4 protein-coding genes are annotated in these 4,155 nt (G+C 34.9%); all 4 read right to left on the bottom strand.

Going from position 1 to position 4,155, the window contains the following annotated elements; all coding sequences use genetic code 11:
* Positions 1-2 precede the first annotated feature (2 nt).
* The gene (locus tag ACI3VO_RS03915; RefSeq protein WP_439756667.1) at positions 3-1,772 is read right to left on the bottom strand and encodes a glycoside hydrolase family 3 protein; all 1,770 of its coding nucleotides are present in this window, start codon (positions 1,770-1,772) and stop codon (positions 3-5) included.
* 57 nt (positions 1,773-1,829) lie between these two features.
* On the bottom strand, positions 1,830-2,675 hold the full coding sequence (locus ACI3VO_RS03910) for an SDR family oxidoreductase (protein WP_439756666.1): 846 nt from the start codon (positions 2,673-2,675) through the stop codon (positions 1,830-1,832).
* A gap of 22 nt (positions 2,676-2,697) precedes the next feature.
* Positions 2,698-3,747: a mannonate dehydratase gene (gene uxuA / locus ACI3VO_RS03905; protein ID WP_320627027.1), complete on the bottom strand. Its 1,050-nt coding sequence runs from the start codon at positions 3,745-3,747 to the stop codon at positions 2,698-2,700.
* A 132-nt stretch (positions 3,748-3,879) separates the two neighbouring features.
* The coding region (locus ACI3VO_RS03900; protein ID WP_439756665.1) for an MFS transporter at positions 3,880-4,155 on the bottom strand (276 nt) is incomplete at its 5' end.

Genomic DNA, 4,155 nt, shown 5'->3' with positions numbered 1-4,155 from the left:
AATTAGAAACGTGTATCTCCAAATCCGCAGAATGCATCTACTGGACTTACACCTTTAAATTCTGATTTTCCTACAAGCTTTTGAACTAATGCTTCTAATGTAATAGCATTATCATCGTAAGTATTTATATAAGTTTTAACTTGCGGTACATCAGCTAAGTGGAATGGACACTTAACTGAAACGAATATAGTAGGAACTTCATTTACGTAGAATGGTATGTCTGGAGTTCCTTTACTTGCTGGCCATTGTACTCTTTGGTCAGTGTTTGGATTTACGTTAGCTATGTTTATTATTAAATCGTAGTTATCAGTTAAATCGGCAATTGGACGTTTAGCTGCATATACGTTAGCCATAGCCTTAGCCATTTCTTCTTTTGGAAGCTTCATAACCTTGTCCATTGGTGATTCCCATATTTCAACTTGGAACCCTTCGGCTTCTAGTAATTCTTTTAATGTATCTATAGGTTTCTTCTTAGCTCCACCCATTAACTCTAGGAATTTACCGAATCCACCTTCAGTTCCCTTAGCTTCAACAAGTAAAACTCTCTTTTGTTTATCTGGTGATATTGGTAATAATTCTTGAGTGTTTTTAACTAGAGTTATACCTTTATCAGCAACCTCTTTAGCTATTTCTTTGTTTTCTTCTAAGCCTATTTTCGCCATTGCTTCTTCTTTAGCTGGTAGTATTTCAGTCTTAGCTTTTTTGTGTAGGCCTAGAGCAGCCTTAGTTCCTAATATTCTAGTTAAAGCTTCTTCTAATCTCTCTTCTGTTATTATTCCTTTTTTGTAGCCTTCCATCATCCAGTTGAAGTCCTCGTCTGGATCGTTGAAGAATAAGAATAAATCAGAACCAGCAGCTATTGCAGTTGGAAGCATTTCACTTCTCTTCATAGCTGAAGTCATAGCAACCATGTGTGATGCATCAGTTACAACTAGACCATTGAAGCCCATTTTTCCTCTTAATAAATCAGTTAATATATACTTACTTAATGTAGCAGGCATATATAATTCTTGAGTAGTCGCATTTGGATTGAAGTGACGAACGTACTCTGGTAGAGCTATATGTCCAGCCATTATTGATGGAAGACCTGCTTCAAATAATCCACTGTAAACTCTTCCGAAAGTCGCATCCCATTCTTCTACTGATAATGAGTTTGGTGCAAATGATAAATGTTGATCTCTCTCATCTATACCATCTCCAGGGAAGTGTTTAGCAGCAGGTGCTATTCCACTTTCTTGTATACCTCTCATGTATTCAAGAGATAATTCTAAAGTTTGTTCAACGTCAGCTGACCAAGTTCTTATTGATATTATTGGATTCCTCCAGTTTCTGTTTATATCAACTATTGGCGCGAAACTCCAGTTGCATCCTATAGCAGCAGCTTCAACTCCTGATACTCTACCCATTTCGTATGCGTATTTTTTATCGTTAGTAGCAGCTATTTTAACTTCATTTCCTATATAAGTACCATCTGTACAAGCTCCATTACCACCCATTTCAGTGTTTGCAGCTATTAATAGAGGTATCTTACTGTTTTCTTGAAGTATTTTATTTTGGTCGTATACTTCTTCAGCAGTTCCTGGGTTGTAACGAACTCCACCTATGTGATAGTTATCTAAAATACTTTTTAAGTATTCTTCGTCACGGCTAGCACCCATGTTTATGAATAATTGACCTATTTTTTCTTCTATAGTCATTGATTTTATAGTTTCTTCAACCCATTTAACACCTTCATCGTCTAGGTTATAAGGTTTTACTCTTAAATTAACCATAAGTCTTTACTCCTCCTAATAAATGTCTTTTTCTATTGTGTCATATTAATCTGTATATTAAACACCTGAATATGCTGCAAATGCACCATCAACCGGTATTACTGTTCCGTTTACAAATCCTGATGCTTCTTCACAAGATAAGAATAATAATGAACCTATTAATTCTTCTAATTCACCGAAACGACCCATTGGAGTTCCAGCTAATATTTTTTGAGTTCTAGCAGTTGGAGTTCCATCTTCGTTCCATAATAATTTTTCGTTTTGCTTAGTTGAGAAGAACCCTGGTGCTATAGCATTGCAACGTATACCAACCTTTGAGAAGTGAACTGCTAACCATTGAGTGAAGTTAGATATAGCAGCCTTTGCTCCACTGTATGCTGGTATTTTTGTAAGTGGTGAATAAGCATTCATTGAAGATATGTTTATTATGCTCGCACCTTTTTTGTTCATCATATCCATTGCGAAAACTTGTGTAGGTATTAATGTACCCATGAAGTTTAAGTTGAATACGAAAGATACTCCTTGAGGATCTAAATCAAAGAAAGTTTTCATTTCATTTAAATGCTCTGGGGCAAAGTACTCGTCATCAGTTGTAGCCTTTGGATTGTTTCCACCAGCTCCATTTATTAATATATCGCAAGTTCCAAAGTCTGCTAATATAGCTTGTCTTGCAGCTTCACAGCTTTCTTTTTCTAAAACATTACATTTGTAACCTTTAGCAGTGTATCCTTTTGCAACTATTTCGTCTGCATATTTTTTAGCTGCTTCTTCGTTTAAGTCAAGTAAAGCAACCTTAGCTCCACACATAGCCATAGCTTCAGCAAATGCAGAACATATTAATCCACCTGCTCCTGTTATTACAACAACTTTATCGTTTAAATCTATTTGAAAAGGTAATTTCATTTTGTGCCTCCATAAAATTTTATTATTTACTAGATTTTTCTATAGCTTCCCATAAGCCGTTTAAGTAAGTAGCTCCTAAAGCTCTATCGTATAAACCGTATCCAGCTCTACCAGTTTCTCCCCAGATCATTCTTCCGTGGTCTGGTCTAACATATCCGTCAAATCCGTTATCATATAAAGCCTTCATTATTGCGTACATGTCTAAGCTTCCGCAAGAAGATAAGTGAGCTCTTTCTTCAAATCCATTGTCTAATACTTTTACATTTCTCATATGTACGAAATGTATTCTGCCCATTTTAGCATATTTTGCAGCCATTTTAGCTACATCGTTTTTATTTGAGCAGCCTAGAGATCCTGCACATAAAGTTATACCGTTGTGCTTGTCATCAACTAATTTTAAGAATCTGTCTAGGTTTTCTTCACAAGTTATTATTCTAGGTAATCCGAATATACTCCAGCATGGATCGTCTTCATGTATAGCCATGTTTACGTCACATTCTGCAGCTACTGGTATTATTCTTTCTAAGAAATATTGTAGGTTATTCCATAGATCATCTTCGCTCATTGCATTGTACTCAGCAACAACGCTTTTTAATTCTTCTCTAGTGTAGCTAGCATCCCATCCTGGAAGAGTTAAGTCGCTATCACTTTCTAATGGGTTAACCTCGTCTACTTGCTCTTGATAGTAAACTAAAGATGTAGAACCATCTTCTAATTCGTGGTCTAATTGAGTTCTAGTCCAGTCAAATACTGGCATGAAGTTGTAGCATATACATTTAACTCCAGCTTCAGCAACTCTTCTTATATTTTCACAGTAATTTTCTATATATTTATCTCTGCTAGGTTTTCCAAGCTTGATATCTTCGTGAACTGGTATACTTTCGATTACCTCGAAGTTTAATCCAGCATTTTCTACTTGTTCTTTTAATTTTGCTATAGATTCTCTGCTCCATACTTCACCAACTGGTACATCGTAAACTGCAGTTACTATAGAATGCATGCCTGGTATTTGGCGTATATTTTGTAATGTTACTTTGTCATCTTCTCCATACCAACGAAATGATAATTTCATAAAATTCTCCTAACTTTTTGTATTTTTATTTTTAACATCTAATAGCTAGTACCATAAAACGATAGTACTAGCCCCTAGATGATGTTAACCTGATTTAATATATTTTTTTATAATTAAATTAATCGTATATGATTAATTATTTGCACGTTTTTCGTTTAATATTCTAGAGTTTTCTTCTACTACTTTTTTACTTAATGGATAAGCAAAAACTAATATTAAACCTACTATTAAATAACAAACTCCTGGGAATAAAGTAGATAAACTATATATTCCATTAGTTACCTCTATAGTTTGAGAAGCTGCTAAAGAATCGTATCCTATGAAAGTTAAGGCAAAACCACCTAATCCTCCAGCTAGAGCTTGTCCTATTTTTCTAGAGAATGAGTAAACTCCGTATATTATACCGTC

The organism is Intestinibacter sp., from assembly GCF_051866655.1.
Lineage (GTDB): Bacteria > Bacillota > Clostridia > Peptostreptococcales > Peptostreptococcaceae > Intestinibacter.
This window is presented reverse-complemented; position numbering and strand designations above follow the sequence as displayed.

What these genes read in the sequence shown, in the direction of transcription:
- uxuA (WP_320627027.1), bottom strand. Translation starts at nt 3,747, where the DNA reads ATGAAATTATCATTTCGTTGGTATGGAGAAGATGACAAAGTAACATTA.
- ACI3VO_RS03915 (WP_439756667.1), bottom strand. Translation starts at nt 1,772, where the DNA reads ATGGTTAATTTAAGAGTAAAACCTTATAACCTAGACGATGAAGGTGTT.
- ACI3VO_RS03910 (WP_439756666.1), bottom strand. Translation starts at nt 2,675, where the DNA reads ATGAAATTACCTTTTCAAATAGATTTAAACGATAAAGTTGTTGTAATA.